The organism is Chryseobacterium endalhagicum, from assembly GCF_016745235.1.
GTDB lineage: Bacteria > Bacteroidota > Bacteroidia > Flavobacteriales > Weeksellaceae > Chryseobacterium > Chryseobacterium endalhagicum.
In genome coordinates, this window is record NZ_JAELVM010000001.1 from 2,068,508 (window position 1) to 2,083,043 (window position 14,536).

Here is a 14,536-nt window from a genome sequence, read left to right on the forward strand (position 1 = left end):
TGGTGTGTTTTTATGGTTTGAAGTTGTACCCGAATTCCTTCAGGATATTTCCGTTTTTATCGTTTTCCCGGACCTCTTTCAGTCTTCCATAGACATCGTAGATATAAACTTCCCTTATTCCTGATGGAGGGGTGATGCTGGTAACTCCCTTCAGAAGATCATAGGTAAAAGTGGTCACTTTATATCCTTTCAGAGCGGTATGGTTCCTGAAGGTATCAAGCGCAGTGATCAAGGCTGGTTCTGAATCAGGATTAGAGGCATCCTGATCAGAAGCAGATACAATGGAGGAAATGATTCCTAAGCCAGAAAGTTGGTCATAAGATATCCCTTCTATCTGCGCAATAGGCTGCGTCCCCCCATAGCCCCAAACAAATGCTACAGGTGTTCCGGTTTTTTCAGTGTATTGAAGGATATTTCCGCTGGTGTCATATTTATCGTATTTTATTTCAGTGCTTACCGTACTGTTTGGGGTGTCATAAAGCTTTACAGACTGCGGCAGGATCAGGTTTCCTGTTTCGGCAGAAGGGAGCGATACCGGATAAACCGTTTCTGTTTTTGATATGGTTTTTGTAGCACTTCCTATGGTTTGGCTTGCCACGGTTTCCAAAGGAATTCCCACCATATTCTTTCCAATCATCAGCTGGTTTCCTTTTTCATGGGCATAGCTATATGCTGTCTCACTAATCCTGCCATCCGAAGAAGTGGTTTTCTGGCGGCTTAGCTGATAATGTGCCGGATTATTATAAAAATATTCTGTTTCGGTTTTTACAGGGACTCCATCTAAATAATCAGTGGTCTTCTGGGATTTTAAATAATGCCAGTAGGAAACACTTCTGTATTCATTAATACTAAGGTTATCCAAATGTTCAAGATTGACAGGTGTATCTACTGCTTTTCCAGTACATTTATTATTAGGTTGGGCTATATCTGCTGCTGTACACTTATAAGGGTGCTGAAGGGTTCCACATGCCGGATCAAATAGTTTCTTCCCACTAAAATTCTTAAGTTCAAAAGTGGCTGAATCATTCTTCTCATAAATGTTTTCTTTTGTTTGAATAATATCCAGCACTGATGACCCGGAGTTTTTTCTAAGAATAAATGATTTTATTTCTGTACCATTGTCCCAGCCTTTATTAGTCCATGGATTATTACTGATTCCATTAGGTCCCCATATATTGGATCCGGGATCATCTCTGCGGATGGTAAATTCTTTCATTTCCCCTCCGTTCTCAAAGTTATCTCCTCCTTCACTGATGGTCACAAAAGGATAAAGGCAGCTCATAGTTCCGGTGTCATACAGGGGCATCAGACTGCTTGAAGAAAGAACAATATTAGTATTTTCTATGATACCTCCACAGCTTGTAGGAGTCCCTGAACCCGGCCCTCCGCCACAGGCAGTCTCCCATTTCTCCATATCAGTATAATAGGTTTTATTCCCCTTCAGACCGGAAGATTTGGAAAGATCATCTTTATGGGCGTAATGGTATCTTTTGTAAACTGGAATATTCGACACAGGATCAACATCTTTTGTTGACTTTACCCTCACCCCTCCGGTATCAAGATTAGCCATGAATGTTTGTGGGGCAGTCTTATAATAGGAAACCTGTCCATTAATGCTGCTGCACATAAAATCAGCCTTGAATTTAATGGTATACGTTCCTCCGGCAACGGCAGAGATTGAAATATGTTTTGTGATTCCATCTCTTGTCAATTGATAAATCTGACCCTGGTTAACCTGAACCGATCCTGCATAATGACCTGATCCTGCAAAGCTACTACATAGAGGTATTGAATTCGCATGCAGTGAAGCGCTAATCTTGATGGTTTGATCCACTGCCGATACAATGGTATATTCAAGTGTTCTTTCATCCGTCTGCGTATCCGTATCAACATCCAGGTATTCGGTAAAAAGAGGCGGATAAATGGTTTTTCACCCCAATAGGTATTCCCTTCATACTCCAACTCGGTATAGCCTTTGGTAGGATAGGTAATTTTTTTAAGCATTCCCAATTTTGAGTAAGCAGGATTAGGCTCTTTATTAGCGCCATAATAATTATACTTATAAAGTCCATAATCCTGAATATTTGCAGGAACCAGCACACTATTATAAAGTAGACCATTGTAGTATCCCCAGTGATCCTGATCCTTTGAAAGCCTTTCGGGTAAGTCCTGCGGTTTATCATACTCAAAGCTGTATTTCTTCTGAGGATCTTTAAAAGTAATACTGCTGAGGAAATTTCTTTTGTTGGTTGTATTAAGATAAGCTAAGGAAGCACTCTCGATAGTTTCCCCATTTCTGCCCAAAAGCTTGATTGTTTTTATTTTTGTGTTTCCATCAACATCCAGAGCAGTACTATTGGCTTCATATTCAAAAGTAACGGTTCCATCTGCCACGTTATTACTGCTGATGGAAAGAATTCGTTTTCCGGATACCTGCATAGTATTGCTCACGATAGCTCCTGTCGAAGGCCCCAATGAATATCCTGAGCCCTGGCACATGGGTTGCGTTGCTGGATACCCTACAGACACCCTTAAAGTCTGTGATTGCGAGGTGGTGTACTCAGAAAGCGTACTGGCCTCGTAAGTGAAATAAACTTCGTCTCCATTGGGATGTACAATTTTAGTAAGATACCATGCCGTAACGGCTCCGGAAGGTATAGAATGCCCGCTTCCCACACTTCGGTACACGGTAGTTTCTTTTTCAGTAAAGTAATATTGTTCTCCATTAGCCACTGTTAACAGAAAGTCCTGTCCGTCTCCATTGGTATTTCCGGTTCTTTCAATTTTTATCGCCTGCTGGTCTACAATATGAGGCTGATTATTCTGGTCATAGAAAAACTTCCCTGAATAGCCATTGAAATTAAAGGAATACAGATCTGCTTCTGTATCCAGAGCATCAGAGCCTTCTCCTACAGCAGATAAGAAATGATTGGTTACGGGATTGGTATAGGCTCCGCTTAGAATCTCCGGTGTAATAATATGGGTGGATGATTCATCAGCCCTGTCTCTCACCATTCTGGTAACAACCCCTCCAAAATTCAGGTTCCAGCCTAAACCAACATTGGTGGAAAGCTCATCAACCCTGATCCCGTTTGATGAGTAGGAAAGGCTTAATGGAAGATTGATATTTCCGGTTTGATAGGTAAATAGCGGAACCGAAATATTAGGTGAGCCTGTAAAAAGTCCTACCGGTACATTCCCGTAATTTCCCAGTACATACGCTGTAGGGGAAGGTGGAATGATTTTGGGCAGTGATGCATTGGCAATAGACTGCTGTGCTCCGATAAAGCTTACCAGTAGCAGCGCAGCCGGAATTAAGATTTTTTTCATTTGGTTTTTGTTTTATTTTTTGATGAGCTTGGCACTCGCCGTTTTATTCGTATCTGTTTTTATGGTCACCAGATAAGCCCCCTGAATTAAATTCTGGGTATTAATCTTCGTCACTTTATTCTTAGTTTTCAGGTTCTGAAGTTGTCTTCCGCCCATGTCATACAACAGGATGTCCGCCTCTTTGAAATCGAAGCCTATTTCTACATAAGCATACTCTGAAACTGGATTTGGATAGATTTTGATATCCTGCTTTTCAATCAGCTTATTGATTTGACTGTCACCCAACTTTAGAATCTTCCAGTTCTCTTTTCCTAATTCTTTGGCACTGGTTCCGGCAAGAACAATAGAACCGTCTCTGTTCAGCTTAATATCTGAAAGTCTTTCTTCTCTTTTTTTGGATTCTCCTTTCACATGTTTCCTCCACTGTTCATTACCATCCTGATCCAGATACAGCATCCAGAAAGTTTCGTCATCAGTTTCAATACGGTTTTCTGCTTGAGTATATCCACCCAATAAAATTCCTTTTGTAAAGTCTTGATTCTTTGCTCTTGAATCCTGGCTCTGAATCACACTTGCTCCCATCAAAATATCACGATTCCCGAAATTGTAAGATTTCTGCCAGATCTCTTCGCCTCTTTCGTTTAAAGAAATCAACCACAGATCAGTTCCTTCTTCTATTTCCACCGTTTTATTGCCTGATCTTTCCGATCTGGATTCTCCACCGATTAAATATCCAGCTGATGTTAGCGAAAGTGTTCTGATATGATCATCTCCTTTGCCTCCAAAATTCTTTTCCCACTCTACTTTTCCTTCTTTGGAAAGCTTTACAATCCAGTAGTCACCTTCGCCGTAGTTGTCTGTGGATTTCGGGGTGCGAGATACGGGATTCGCGGTAGTCCAAGCCGTTTTAGCACCAGAACCCGAAACATGAATCTCGGAACTTCTTGAATATATCCCTAGCAATGCACCTCCATCTTTCGTTGGAATCATTTTTTCAACTTCATCAAGACCTTTTCCGCCAAGAATGGTTTCAGAAAGAATTTTTCCGTTCTTATCAAGTTTTGTGATCAAAACATCTTTTGAACCGTAACCACTAGTTCCCTGAGGCTCTCGAAGGGAACTTTGTTTATTTCCGGCCACAACAAATCCAAGATCTGTAGTCTGGATAACAGATCTGGCTTCCTCATCCGAGGAAGTCCCCAGCGTTTTCTGCCAAAGCTCATCACCAAATTCATTGATTCTGATCAGCCAGATATCCGATCCTCCTTTAGAATCTTCTTTTTTATCTAAACCTTTTCCGGAATAGGAAGTTCCTGCAATCAGAAATCCTCCTTCCTGAGTAGCTACAGAAGCGGAAAGATAGTCATGGTTTTGTCCTGAGAAATATTTTTGCCAAACCTCTTCTCCTTGTTGGCTAAGTTTAATTAAGTGGAAGTCATAGCCATTGTTTTGCTTTCCTGTTCCCTGAGGCAGTTTACCCTGAGCGGAGTCGAAGGGAAGGGAACCTACCTGAATAGAGCTACCAGTTATCAAATACTGCTGATCAATCGTCGTCGTTATCTGGCTTAGAAAGTCCTGTGTAGAAGATTTGATATCTTTCTGCCACAATACTTCCTGGGCAGACAAGCCCAGAAGCGTGCATAAAGTACATGCACAAGAATAGAATTTCTTCATCTGTTTGTGTTTTAATTTTTGTCCGAATTTAATATAAATTTCAATACCTCTTGAATTATTTTTTCTTTTTCCGGCAATATTTTTTTGCTGAAATTATGAACTCGTTTTAAGCCCCGATCCCCGATCAATTCACCTTTTTTAAATAAAGCAATTATGTTTTTTAAATCGTAATTCGTACTTTTGATGATATATTTCGTATCAATGTCAATTTTTTCAAATAACATACGCTTTTTAAGAGCAAAAAGAGAACTTTCCCAACAATCTGTAGCAACTGAACTGGCCATTTCCCGGGTTCGATATTCCAAATATGAAAACGGAATTTCTGAGCCGCCTATTGAACTGCTGGTAAAGATGTCCAAATATTTCCACGTCAGCATCGATCTGTTGGTGTCCGTAGATATTCACAAATATCCGATGGATGAAATGCTGAAGCTTCCGGACAACAGGATTGTTCTTCCCGTAGCGGTGGACAGCCTTGGAAATGATACTATTGAGATTATTCCGCAGAAAGCTTCCATGGGATATCTGGAAGGATACAGCGATGTTGGTTATATCGAAAGCCTGCAGAGAATTGCGCTTCCTTTCCTTACCAATGGCAAATACAGGGCTTTCCCGGCTGATGGAGATTCCATGCCGCCGTTCAGAAACGGTTCATTTATTGTAGGAAAATATGTAGAAGGAATCAGTGAGCTGAAACCGGGGAAAACGTATGTTTTTATCACGTTAAATGATGGAATTACCTACAAACGTTTTAAAGAAATAAAAGGAAATGCCGTTTGTGTAAGTGCGGATAATTCTTTTTATGAACCTTATGATATCCCGTTCAATGAAATTGTAGAGATCTGGCAGTATGCATCAGGAATTTTCCCGGAAGATTTTGAGCCCGGTGATTATGAAAGCTATAATTTCAAGGAAATGTTCAGGGAGCTGAAACAGGATATCAAAGACCTGGACCGTAAAGTTTCAAAACGCCGGAAACCACAAGCTTAAAAGACGGGGAATTATAATAAACAGACCTAAATCTGTGTCTTTAACATTCATAACTTCCCTCTTCCAGCCCCCGGCATCCTTACTTATTAAACATGGATCAGCTAAGTTTATTCAATTCAGAGGACTACTTCCGGTTTCCAACAGAACTGCTGGAATATACAGAACACTTCATGCCGGATGATGAAGCTTCCCAACTTGAGGAGCTCCTGATCCGGACTGTCCCCTGGAAACAGAGAACCCAGAAAATGTACGATAAAACGGTTCTTACACCCCGGCTCACGGCCTGGTATGGTGACGGAAGCAAGAACTACAGGCTGGGCGGTAATGATTTCAAAGTCAATCCCTGGCTGCCGGAGTTATCAGCATTAAAACAGCAGATTGAAAAATCATCCGGATACCGCTTTAATTCTGTATTACTGAATTTATACCGCGACGGCAATGACTCTGTTGCCTGGCACCGGGACAAAGAAAGTGAACTGGGAAACCGTCCTGTGATTGCTTCTGTGAGTCTCGGACAGGTAAGGAATTTTGATTTCCGGAAAGCGGATGATCACCGGAATAAATACAGCTTGCCGCTTCAGCATGGTTCATTGTTAATTATGAAAGGAGATCTCCAGCTGAATTGGGAACACCGGATTGCAAAATCTGTGAAACCTATGAAACCGAGGATTAATCTTACGTTCCGGCTGGTTCATGAAGAAAAGGGATGAAAAGTTAAGAGTAAAGGACTGGAAGATGGAAGAGGGAGGATGGAAGTTACTTTTAGACAATAATATTAAACAGCTGCCTTTAAGTGGTTGAAGCAGGATTAAAAAAATTAATAACAATCACAGTGTATTTCTGCCTTTGGACTTCAATAACTTCCCTCATCCATCCTCAAACTTCCTGACCCCATACATTATTTTTCCAGTTCAATCCATACGGGAGCATGATCACTGCTTTTCACCCAGCCACGCACGTGACGGTCTACTCCACCGGATTTCAGGCTTGAATGAAGATAAGGACTCAGAAGAATATGATCCAGCCTGATGCCTGCATTGCGGTCATAAGCTTTGTACAGATAGTCCCAGAAAGTATAAATTTTTTCTTCCGGATACAGCGTACGGATCGTGTCCAGCCAGCCTTTCTTCAGGAGATCTCTGTAAGCTTTTCTCACTTCCGTTCTGTATAAAGCATCATTTTCCCAGCGTTCGGTTTTGTATACATCTATGGGTTCCGGAATAATATTGAAATCACCGATAAGTATGGCGGGAAGCTCCATTTTTATAAGCTGGCTGGTTCGTCTTTTCAAACGCTTGATCCATTCCAGTTTATAATCAAATTTTGGTCCCGGGTAAGGATTCCCGTTCGGAAGATACAGGCAGCTAATCACCATCTGATCAATAATAGCTTCAATATAACGGCTCTGCATATCTTCGGAATCTCCGGGTAAATCGTTTTGAACTTCTGTGATTTCCAGATCTTTGGCGAGTATTGCTACTCCATTCCAGCTTTTCTGCCCTTTCCATAGGGCTTCATAGCCGGCTGCGTTGATTTCTTTTATCGGAAAACGTTCCTGCGGAGCTTTCAGTTCCTGAAGGCAGACAATATCGGGTTGGGCCTCTTTCAGCCATTGAAGCAAGACCGGAAGACGGCCATTGATCCCGTTTACATTATAGGTTGCTATTTTCATATTTCCGGGTGATTTAAGGAGATTGGGTGTATTTTTAACTGGCAATAATTATTCCACACTATTGAGTAAAAGGCGGGAAGATGGAAGAAGGAGGCTGGAAGTTACTATGAGTCAATAATATTAAACAGCTGCCTTTAAGTGGTTGAAGCAGGATTAAAAATAAGAATAAAACCATCCTATATTTCTATTTGGACTTCAATAACTTCCCTCTTCCAGCCTCAAACTTCCTGACCCTATTATACAGGCTGGATTTATATTGGCATAATTTATTCATTATTCAGAATATAAAAATCTTGCCCCATGTTACAGAAAAATTTTACCAAAGCAGAATTTGTACTGAATAGCGAAAATCAGTATCAGTTGGAATATACCATTGAAGAAATCGGTCAGGGATCGAATTTAACGGTTGAAAAGAAAAAAGACGATGGAGAATTTGAAACCCTGCAGGTTATGATTACAAGGCTGAATGACCACATCTTTATAAAATGGAGCGAACCCTTTGACGGCAGACTTATTTTTGAAAAGTAAAAAATGATCTTATGAAATACAACGAAGCCTTAGCCTATAAAAAAGAAGCATTAAAGAAAGCGGATGAATCTGTACTCCAGAATTATCATATCGTTATTGCTCCTGCCGATACTGCGGAAAGTGCAAAATATATTGCAGATTTTTCAAAAAAGCCTGATGATTTTAATGACAGCAGCTGTAAAAAATACAGCTCCAATGATGAGTACGAGGTGATGAGCTTTAAGAAAGAAGCAGATGAATAAGCCTATTCTTCCATCGTTTCGATAGACTGTCATTCCTTTATCCTGGAATACAGGATATCTTCTACCTACCACATGAATACCCGGATATCCAGGCTGGTCCTATAATTGCAGGTAACTAGGGTATCTAAATTAATCACTAAATTATAATAATATGGAAACGAAAAAAACAGCGAAAAAAACGGTGTCGAAAACCGTTGCAAAGAAAACCGGAAAAACACCTGCCAAGAAAAATGCTGCCAAACAGTTGAAAGATTTGTTTGAAGATTCCCTGAAAGACATCTACTGGGCAGAAAAAGCTCTGGTAAAAGCCCTTCCTAAAATGCATAAAAATGCGACAGATAAAAAACTGAAAGCAGGGATTGAACTGCATTTCAACGAAACCAAAGTTCATGTAAAAAGACTTGAAGAATGCTTTAAAGCACTCGGAAAAAAAGCCCAGGCCAAAAAATGTGATGCCATGCAGGGATTACTGGATGAAGGGAAAAGCATTATGGAAGAAACCGAAGCAGGAGCCGTAAGAGATGCCGGTATCATTGCCGCCGCCCAGAAAGTAGAACATTATGAAATCGCCACATACGGCACACTGGCTGCCTATGCCAAGGTTCTGAAAGAAAAAGACTGTCTCAAAAATCTGCTGGCAACGCTTGCTGAAGAAAAAAAATGTGACGAACTGCTGACCAAAGTTGCTGACACAGCCATCAACAGCAAAGCAAAATAGTTAAAACCCAATATAAAAGAGGCCTGTACAAGGTCTCTTTTTTGTTTGTGGACTCAAGAACTTCCCTCTTCTCTCCTCAAGCTTCCTGACTTTTCCTATCATTTATTGGCGCTTGTGATCTGCTCACTGATTTTAATCCAGTTGATACTGTCTAAAACCTGAAGTTCCTGATCAAACTGCTGTTTCCAGTTCTTTCCCAGCTTTTTTTCAAGGCTTTTAAAATATTTATCATTAGACCGGTCAGCTTCTTTTTGTATGGTTCTGATGCTGTCGTTGACCTCACATCCGGTTTCTATACGTTCATAGCACAATCCCCACTTTTTTACCAGACTGTCGATGGCATAGTAAGCCCCTTCAGGAGGAAGTTCCCCGGCCTTGATATCCTTCCAGCACAGAATTTCTGCTTTTTGCAGGGATGATTTTGATGGTTTTGCCTTCTTTGAAGCATCCGGGCTGCATGATCCCATGAAAAAAGACAGGATAAATGCTGCAATTGAGATCGTATTTCTTTTCATAACGGAATTTTTAGATCATTGTATAGTAAGGTCAGGAAGAGGGAAGCTGGAAGAGGGAAGTTATTGAAGTCCAAAGGCAGAAATACACTGTAGTTGTTATTAATTTTTCTAATTCATTTCAACCAATTTAAAGGTAGCTGTTTAATATTATTGTCTGATAGTAACTTCCAGCCTCCATCTTCCCGCTTCCCGCCCTTTTTAAACTTTTCAGGTTATTATTCTATAAATTCCAGCAGACGTTTCCGGGTAATCACCTGGTTTCCCACGTAAAATTCTTCGTCATCCAGTCGCGCCAGTGAAGCTGTAGACTGTGCGGCCAGCCATGTAACAAACAGATCTCTGTTTTCAAATATTCTTGGATCATCAAAATCACCGTCATAAATTTCCCCGTAGAAAAACCTGTGGTTATCAGCTTTCATGCCCATTCCGCAATAATCACGGTGGCTGTAACCTAAAATGTCTCCGCTCTGCAGTTTATCAGCAACAAGATTTGCGATCCTGCCACCAAATGCTTCCGTATTCTCGTCTGATAAATCTAAATAATGTTTCTGTTCCATATTTTGAATGGTTTGATTGTCAATAAACGGTCATTCAGGTTTGAAATTAATCATTTTTTATTAAAGTTTTATTTTTTAAGCTGAATGATTACCAACCGGGGAATTATTGTAGAATTTATGGTTCTATTAAACGTTTTGATAATAAGCCTCAGATGTTTACATTTGTTCTGTTTTAAACCAAAAATCAGCAGATTTGAAATTACTCCTTTCCTATTACCTGAATCAGGATGTTATCTTTCTGGCCAAAGACCTTTTGGGAAAAATCCTTTTCACAGAAGTGGACGGAGAGATTACAGCCGGAACGATTGTAGAAACCGAAGCCTATTTCGGGGTTGTGGACAAAGCTTCCCATGCATACGGAGGCCGGCGTACAGACCGGACTGAAACATTATACAGCCAGGGCGGCGTTTCTTACGTATATCTGTGTTACGGAATTCATCATCTTTTCAATGTGGTAACTTCTGTGGAAGGTGAACCGCATGCCGTGCTTATCCGCGCAGTAGAGCCATTAATAGGACAGGAAATGATGGAGATCAGACGTAAGATGTCTTCAACGAAGGCTGCTATTTCATCAGGCCCCGGTTCCGCAGCTAAAGCATTGGGTATTGACCGTAATTTTAATAAGAAAGATCTTACCGAAAACGAAATATGGATTGAGGACCACGGGATCAGATATACTCCGGACGAGATTATTGCAGGCCCGCGTATCGGGGTTGCTTATGCCCAGGAAGATGCCTTGCTGCCCTGGCGTTTCTACGTGAAAGGGAATCAATATGTAAGCAAGCCCAGGTCTTAATAAAACTCTTCTTTCCAAAATTTCAATATCTGGTTTCCCTTCTGGTGAAATCTATTCTCCTGTGAAAAAGTATTTTCAGGCTGTTAAATATTACCCTTTTGTGTACTAAGAGGTTAAGGATAATTTTATTAATTTTAATGTAAAATTAAAACCAAAACCATTAAAACTTAAAGCCATGAAATCTATTCTTATTGTATACCAGACAGGTTAAGATTCTTTATCCTTAGAAAAGAAATACAAGCCATAAAACGCGCCGGATGTAATCTCTGATTGGAGATTGCAGTATACTGTTATACTTACTTATTAAATTCAATCTGTAAAATTATTGCCATGGAAGAAGAATTAAAAGTAGAGCAATTTACGGGTGCAGTAGCTCATCTCGTAGCTCATCTTAAAACACTCTATAAAAATAAACCGTTAACGGTTTCTGATGTAACGGACGATGTTGACTGGAGTGATCCGTCAAAAGACAAATTGCGCGAAAAATATAATATCGGCAAAGAACCCCGCCAATACGTAGATCTGATTCAGGAAGGCGGCGGCGTACACGGAATTGCACTGGCCGGATATACCTATATCCTTGAAAAAATGGGAATTTCCTTTTTAAACAGTGCAGGAACAAGTGCGGGAGCCATCAACACGATGATGCTCAACTGTGTTTATTCCCAACGGGATGCCATTATTATGGGCGAAAAAGAAGAATTCATCAGCCGGTATTATGAAACAAGATCTGAAAAAATTGTCGAATACCTTTCAAAGAAAGATTTAACGGAGCTTGTGGACGGGCATCCTTCCTGGAAATCCCTTATACTGAAAATATTTTCCAAAAAAGACAGAAAGCGTATCCTGGATAAAATAAAATTCAGAGCCAGGATTTCCGTATATTCTTTTGCATTTTTTCTGCTTGTGATGGTCGTGGCTTCAATAGGTGTGGGAATACTCCTGGGTAATGCTGTCCAATGGCAGATCTGGATTCACAGGATGCTTATTGTATCTGTAATTGGAATGGTACTCTCCATCTATATGATAATTAAAAACCTGATGATTCTGAGGATGCTTTATTTTCACAGTGAAAAGATGGGCGTGAATCCGGGTGATGATTTTAAAGAATGGATACAGGATCTTATGGAAGAAAACAGAATAAGCAGCGTAGCCGATCTTAAAAGTAAAATGCTGAGAGAAAACGAAGTCTACCGTTGCCGGTATTCCAGCCAGGAGCAGTCTTATAATATATCATTAACGTCCGTGGCAGAGAAAAGCGAAGGCAATGAACAGCTCCTGAATATTACGAAAGAAGTTAAACCCAATATCCCTCCCGGTTCCCCTGAGGAAATGTATGAAGCCCCTAAGCCGGAAAAAGAAGAAGTAATCGTTTGGGGAGATTTAAAAAACTCTTTAATTGATGAAGATATAAAACACACCATAGAAGATTATCTGCTGAAAAAAAGATACTACAAGAAGGAACAGGACTTTGCGGATGATCTGCTGAATCAGATTATTATTGACATCAAATATTTTAATCAGGTAAGCTGGCAGGATCTGAAAACAATTAATGATCAGCTTATCGAGAAAAACCTGATTCCTATTAATGCCAACGAAAAATTAATAGAAAAAATCATCGGTGAATTATTTAAAAACACCAAAGCGATTGTGGCCGCCGAAGGAAATAAATTTCCACAGCAGCTGGTGGTGGTAGCAGCAGATATTACGAACCAGATCAAGGTAGAATTTCCGGGAATGCATGAATTTTACTGGGGAACGGACGAGTCCATTTCTCCTGCAGAATATGTGCGGGCATCCATGTCGATTCCTTTCTTTTTCAAGCCGTATAAAGTGACGATGTCCAATACACAGCTGATTAATATCAATAACACATGGAAAGTGAAGCTGGGAGCGTACAAGAACTTTATCCAGGGGAATAATGAAATCCTTTTTGTGGATGGTGGAGCCTTATCCAATTTTCCGATCAATGTGTTTTACAGTAATACCCACTCTATTCCTACCCGCCCTACTTTCGGAATCAAACTGGAATATGACAATGATGATCTGTATAAACTGATTGATAATGAAGCAAAGCTCACCCTGTCTATGATCTCAACCATGAGGTATTTCTATGACCGTGATTTCCTGATCAAAAACAGTAATTTCAAAAAAACGGTACGCAGCGTAGATACGGGAAACATCAGCTGGCTGAATTTTAATCCTTCCACCAGCGAAAAGATCGAACTGTTTTACAGAGGAGCACTGGCTGCCGCTATTTTCCTCTCCGGGAAAAGCCTCACTTTTGAAGAAAAAAATAAGCTGATGCAGAAAGCCCAGAAAGATTTTGGAATTTCAGAGTTCAGAACAGAAGATTTCATCTATCCTGATGTTTTCTTTAACTGGGAAAGCTATAAGAAAGAAAGAGGAATGGCCGAGATTTATAAAAATCTGAGTCCTAAAATGAAAGAAAAATCAAGTTTCACCCAATAAAAATTTTAATCATGATAACGATTTTAAGCTATAAACTGGATGAGCGTATTTGTATTGAAAATTTTGATCAGCTGATCCTGTGGTTTGCTATTTTAACGGCCGTTGGAACGATTACGACCGGGGCTTATCTCGCCTCCTTTTCCAAAGGTTTCCTGTATGCTGTGAAAACCTATGAAAGCAAAGATAAGTTTAAAAAGTTTTCTTTAACCGATCTGCAGCTTCCATTCAAAAAATCCCATTTTAAAAATATTCTTTGCGGCATTAATTCCAAGACGAACAGCATCATTCATAAATCATTAAAAGCCGATGCTCTTTTTATGCCTTTTGCGTATGGAGGTCTGCTGCTGCTGTTTTTTTATTTCTGGTTAAGGTTTATCAATGAGCCCCACCCCGTTATGAGTTCAGTGATTTTCTACTCCTGGTATTTCCCTTTGATTGCCTATGCTATGGATATATTTGAAAACGGTTTTACAGCATCTCTCCTGAAAAAACTGGAAATTCTAAAGCTGGAAAAAACCACCAATGCTCAGGACAGAAAATTAAATGAAAACGAGAAAGATAAACTCATTGCCCGGGCCAGAATCAAAATACTGGCAGCTTCAGGCTTAAAATGGCTGACAGCGGTTTTAAGTATTCTCATCATATTGGCTGCATTATTGGTCCTGTTGTTGTAAAAGGCTGGAAGCTGGAGGAGGGAGGCTGGAAGTTACTATTTGACATTCATAGAAAGCAATTACCTTTAATTGGGTTGTGACAGTTTAAAAAAAATTAATAAAACCGTTTTCACTTTATGCTTTGATATGATTAAGCGTAATGTCAGCCACCAGCTTCATCAATGGCGCAGCACTGATTAGATAAAATGTAGATTTTATTAAGAATTAATGCAAAGCCTGATTTCCATACGGTGTATTTTAAGGCTGCAAAGCCAGGATCAATCAAAAATTGATCTAACTAAGCACATGTTTTATCCACATAGCTTCATCAGCGACTCTGTCGCCTCCTTTGCATTCCTTAAAATAAACGTAATTTTCATAAAACTTTG

The 14,536-nt window shown here is 40.0% G+C and carries 14 protein-coding genes; 8 read left to right on the plus strand and 6 right to left on the minus strand.

The annotated features are described in order from the left end of the window. Window positions 1-10: 10 nt before the first annotated feature. The 3 genes from JET18_RS09105 to JET18_RS09115 are packed head-to-tail and all read right to left on the minus strand — an operon-like array spanning window position 11 to window position 5,004. Complete coding sequence (locus JET18_RS09105) at window positions 11-1,711, minus strand: hypothetical protein (RefSeq protein ID WP_202090289.1); 1,701 nt, start codon at window positions 1,709-1,711, stop codon at window positions 11-13. Then, the gene (locus JET18_RS09110) at window positions 1,708-3,330 is read right to left on the minus strand and encodes a hypothetical protein (protein ID WP_202090290.1); all 1,623 of its coding nucleotides are present in this window, start codon (window positions 3,328-3,330) and stop codon (window positions 1,708-1,710) included. Before JET18_RS09110 ends, JET18_RS09105 begins: the two co-directional genes overlap by 4 nt. A 12-nt stretch (window positions 3,331-3,342) precedes the next feature. After that, window positions 3,343-5,004, minus strand: a complete 1,662-nt coding sequence (locus tag JET18_RS09115; RefSeq protein WP_202090291.1) for a T9SS type A sorting domain-containing protein — start codon at window positions 5,002-5,004, stop codon at window positions 3,343-3,345. Between the two features lie 201 nt (window positions 5,005-5,205). Between JET18_RS09115 and JET18_RS09120 the strand changes: the two genes are divergently transcribed. Beyond that, entirely contained in the window at window positions 5,206-5,994 is a 789-nt protein-coding gene (locus tag JET18_RS09120; RefSeq protein WP_202090292.1) for an XRE family transcriptional regulator, read from the plus strand. Window positions 5,995-6,086: 92 nt separating this feature from the next. Further along, window positions 6,087-6,704: an alpha-ketoglutarate-dependent dioxygenase AlkB family protein gene (locus tag JET18_RS09125; protein ID WP_202090293.1), complete on the plus strand. Its 618-nt coding sequence runs from the start codon at window positions 6,087-6,089 to the stop codon at window positions 6,702-6,704. A gap of 188 nt (window positions 6,705-6,892) precedes the next feature. Here the strand turns inward: JET18_RS09125 and xth are convergent, their stop codons facing one another. After that, entirely contained in the window at window positions 6,893-7,666 is a 774-nt protein-coding gene (xth, locus tag JET18_RS09130) for an exodeoxyribonuclease III (RefSeq protein ID WP_202090294.1), read from the minus strand. A gap of 300 nt (window positions 7,667-7,966) precedes the next feature. On the opposite strand from xth, the gene JET18_RS09135 reads away from it, so the two are divergent. From JET18_RS09135 to JET18_RS09145, 3 genes are all read left to right on the plus strand, one after another. Further along, on the plus strand, window positions 7,967-8,194 hold the full coding sequence (locus tag JET18_RS09135; protein WP_202090295.1) for a glutathione synthase: 228 nt from the start codon (window positions 7,967-7,969) through the stop codon (window positions 8,192-8,194). An 11-nt stretch (window positions 8,195-8,205) separates the two neighbouring features. After that, window positions 8,206-8,436, plus strand: coding sequence for a hypothetical protein (locus JET18_RS09140; RefSeq protein WP_202090296.1), 231 nt, complete (start codon window positions 8,206-8,208; stop codon window positions 8,434-8,436). A gap of 151 nt (window positions 8,437-8,587) precedes the next feature. Next, entirely contained in the window at window positions 8,588-9,154 is a 567-nt protein-coding gene (locus tag JET18_RS09145) for a YciE/YciF ferroxidase family protein (RefSeq protein ID WP_202090297.1), read from the plus strand. Window positions 9,155-9,252: 98 nt separating this feature from the next. Here the strand turns inward: JET18_RS09145 and JET18_RS09150 are convergent, their stop codons facing one another. Both JET18_RS09150 and JET18_RS09155 read right to left on the minus strand, forming a co-directional pair. Continuing rightward, window positions 9,253-9,669 carry a hypothetical protein gene (locus JET18_RS09150; RefSeq protein ID WP_202090298.1) on the minus strand — a complete coding sequence of 139 codons (417 nt, stop codon included), beginning with the start codon at window positions 9,667-9,669 and terminating at the stop codon, window positions 9,253-9,255. Window positions 9,670-9,884: 215 nt separating this feature from the next. Then, on the minus strand, window positions 9,885-10,226 hold the full coding sequence (locus JET18_RS09155) for a hypothetical protein (RefSeq protein ID WP_202090299.1): 342 nt from the start codon (window positions 10,224-10,226) through the stop codon (window positions 9,885-9,887). A 193-nt stretch (window positions 10,227-10,419) separates the two neighbouring features. Here JET18_RS09155 and JET18_RS09160 point away from each other — a divergent pair, with 193 nt between their 5' ends. The 3 genes from JET18_RS09160 to JET18_RS09170 all read left to right on the plus strand — a co-directional run bounded on the left by JET18_RS09160 (window position 10,420) and on the right by JET18_RS09170 (window position 14,168). Beyond that, window positions 10,420-11,022, plus strand: a complete 603-nt coding sequence (locus tag JET18_RS09160) for a DNA-3-methyladenine glycosylase (RefSeq protein WP_202090300.1) — start codon at window positions 10,420-10,422, stop codon at window positions 11,020-11,022. Between the two features lie 330 nt (window positions 11,023-11,352). After that, on the plus strand, window positions 11,353-13,494 hold the full coding sequence (locus JET18_RS09165) for a patatin-like phospholipase family protein (RefSeq protein ID WP_202090301.1): 2,142 nt from the start codon (window positions 11,353-11,355) through the stop codon (window positions 13,492-13,494). A gap of 11 nt (window positions 13,495-13,505) precedes the next feature. Further along, window positions 13,506-14,168, plus strand: a complete 663-nt coding sequence (locus tag JET18_RS09170) for a hypothetical protein (protein WP_202090302.1) — start codon at window positions 13,506-13,508, stop codon at window positions 14,166-14,168. Window positions 14,169-14,536: the final 368 nt, after the last annotated feature.

What these genes read in the sequence shown, in the direction of transcription:
- JET18_RS09110 (WP_202090290.1), bottom strand. Translation starts at nt 3,330, where the DNA reads ATGAAAAAAATCTTAATTCCGGCTGCGCTGCTACTGGTAAGCTTTATC.
- JET18_RS09115 (WP_202090291.1), bottom strand. Translation starts at nt 5,004, where the DNA reads ATGAAGAAATTCTATTCTTGTGCATGTACTTTATGCACGCTTCTGGGC.
- JET18_RS09120 (WP_202090292.1), top strand. Translation starts at nt 5,206, where the DNA reads ATGTCAATTTTTTCAAATAACATACGCTTTTTAAGAGCAAAAAGAGAA.
- JET18_RS09125 (WP_202090293.1), top strand. Translation starts at nt 6,087, where the DNA reads ATGGATCAGCTAAGTTTATTCAATTCAGAGGACTACTTCCGGTTTCCA.
- xth (WP_202090294.1), bottom strand. Translation starts at nt 7,666, where the DNA reads ATGAAAATAGCAACCTATAATGTAAACGGGATCAATGGCCGTCTTCCG.
- JET18_RS09135 (WP_202090295.1), top strand. Translation starts at nt 7,967, where the DNA reads ATGTTACAGAAAAATTTTACCAAAGCAGAATTTGTACTGAATAGCGAA.
- JET18_RS09140 (WP_202090296.1), top strand. Translation starts at nt 8,206, where the DNA reads ATGAAATACAACGAAGCCTTAGCCTATAAAAAAGAAGCATTAAAGAAA.
- JET18_RS09145 (WP_202090297.1), top strand. Translation starts at nt 8,588, where the DNA reads ATGGAAACGAAAAAAACAGCGAAAAAAACGGTGTCGAAAACCGTTGCA.
- JET18_RS09150 (WP_202090298.1), bottom strand. Translation starts at nt 9,669, where the DNA reads ATGAAAAGAAATACGATCTCAATTGCAGCATTTATCCTGTCTTTTTTC.
- JET18_RS09155 (WP_202090299.1), bottom strand. Translation starts at nt 10,226, where the DNA reads ATGGAACAGAAACATTATTTAGATTTATCAGACGAGAATACGGAAGCA.
- JET18_RS09165 (WP_202090301.1), top strand. Translation starts at nt 11,353, where the DNA reads ATGGAAGAAGAATTAAAAGTAGAGCAATTTACGGGTGCAGTAGCTCAT.
- JET18_RS09170 (WP_202090302.1), top strand. Translation starts at nt 13,506, where the DNA reads ATGATAACGATTTTAAGCTATAAACTGGATGAGCGTATTTGTATTGAA.